Source organism: Pseudomonas sp. SDO5591_S426 (assembly GCF_054070755.1).
The window spans coordinates 1-1,730 of sequence record NZ_JBSVXD010000383.1 but is presented as its reverse complement, the minus strand read 5'-3'; the positions used below and the strand labels follow the sequence as shown (position 1 = coordinate 1,730).

The window sequence follows — 1,730 nt, the reverse complement described above, 5'->3', positions numbered from 1 at the left end:
TGTCGTCCACGCGTCCATCGCGAGCAAGCTCGCTCCTACAGGGGGCAGGCGTACAGGCGAACAACATGATGATTCCCTCTCCCTGGCGCGCCGATTTCCCGGCCATCGCCGCTCTGCAACGGCAAGACCAGACCTATCTGGACAACGCCGCCACCACGCAAAAACCTCAAGCCCTGCTCGACGCTTTGGCGCATTACTACGCCAACGGCGCGGCCAATGTGCATCGGGCGCAACACCTGCCCGGCGCCCACGCCACCCAGGCGTTCGAGGACAGTCGCGGCAAAGTCGCGCAATGGCTCAATGCCGGTGACAGCGGGCAAATCATCTTTACCCACGGCGCGACTTCCGCGCTAAACCTCCTGGCCTATGGCCTGGAACACCTATTCCACCCGGGCGATGAGATTGTCATCAGCGCCCTGGAGCATCACGCCAACCTGCTGCCATGGCAGCAACTGGCGCACCGTCGCGACTTGAAGCTGGTGATCCTGCCACTGGATGCCGACGGCGTGATCGACCTTGAAGTTGCTGCAGGTTTGATCGGCCCGCGCACGCGCCTGTTGGCTGTCAGCCAGTTGTCCAACGTGATTGGCGCCTGGCAGCCGTTGCCCGCGCTGCTGGCGATGGCCAAGGCGCACAACGCTTTGACCGTGATTGACGGCGCGCAAGGCGTGGTCCATGGCCGCCATGACGTACAGGCTCTGGGTTGCGACTTTTATGTATTTTCCAGCCACAAACTCTACGGCCCCGATGGGCTGGGCGTATTGTTCGGGCGCAACGACGCGCTGCAACAACTGCGGCCGTGGCAGTTCGGCGGTGAAATGGTGCTGGACGCCAATTACCACGACGCACGCTTTCGCCCGGCACCGCTGGGTTTCGAGGCGGGAACACCGCCAATCGCCAGTGTCATTGGTCTTGGAGCAACGCTGGACTATCTCGCCGGTCTCGATCAGGACGCCGTGAACGATCACGAAGCCGCACTGCACGACTATTTGCTCAAAGGTCTGGCGGCACGCAACGGCATTCGCTTGCTGGGCAAGCCGCAATTGGCATTGGCCAGTTTTACCGTCGAGGGTGTGCATAACTCGGATCTGGCGCATCTGCTGACCGAGCAAGGCATCGCGGTACGCGCCGGCCATCACTGCGCCATGCCGTTGCTCAAAAGCTTTGAACTCGCCGGGGCGATACGGGTGTCGTTGGCGCTGTACAACGATTCCGAGGATCTTGAACGGTTTTTCGAGGCGCTGGATCAGGCGCTGGAGTTATTGCGATGAACTTGCCTGCCGATGCCGTCACGGCGCTCGAAACTTTTGAGGCAGCCGCTGGCTGGGAACAACGCGCGCGATTGCTGATGCAGTGGGGCGAGCGTTTGCCCGCATTGAGCGCTGAGCAGATGTGCGATGCCAACCGGGTGCATGGCTGCGAAAGTCAGGTATGGCTGGTGGGCGAGTTGCGCGATGGCCATTGGCAATTTAGCGCCAACAGCGATGCACGGTTGATTCGTGGATTGGTGGCGTTGTTGCTGGCGCGGGTTAACGGATTGTCGGCTGCTGAGTTGCAGCAGGTGGATTTACACGACTGGTTCAATCAATTGGGATTGGGGCGGCAGTTGTCGCAGTCGCGTAGCAATGGGTTGAATGCGGTGCTTCAGCGGATGCGGAGCCTAAGCGACGTGTAGGAGCTGCCGAAGGCTGCGATCTTTTGATCTTGTTTTTAAATAGCAAAATCAAAAG

Annotated in this window: 2 protein-coding genes; both read left to right on the top strand. The window is 60.3% G+C overall.

Going from position 1 to position 1,730, the window contains the following annotated elements:
* Positions 1-65 precede the first annotated feature (65 nt).
* The gene (locus ACW9JC_RS30150; RefSeq protein ID WP_457459617.1) at positions 66-1,271 is read left to right on the top strand and encodes an aminotransferase class V-fold PLP-dependent enzyme; all 1,206 of its coding nucleotides are present in this window, start codon (positions 66-68) and stop codon (positions 1,269-1,271) included.
* Complete coding sequence (locus tag ACW9JC_RS30145; RefSeq protein WP_457459615.1) at positions 1,268-1,675, top strand: SufE family protein; 408 nt, start codon at positions 1,268-1,270, stop codon at positions 1,673-1,675. Before ACW9JC_RS30150 ends, ACW9JC_RS30145 begins: the two co-directional genes overlap by 4 nt.
* The last annotated feature ends 55 nt before the right edge of the window (positions 1,676-1,730 follow it).

Excerpts from the sequence above, each read along its gene's own strand:
- ACW9JC_RS30150 (WP_457459617.1), top strand. The coding sequence starts at position 66 with ATGATGATTCCCTCTCCCTGGCGCGCCGATTTCCCGGCCATCGCCGCT.
- ACW9JC_RS30145 (WP_457459615.1), top strand. The coding sequence starts at position 1,268 with ATGAACTTGCCTGCCGATGCCGTCACGGCGCTCGAAACTTTTGAGGCA.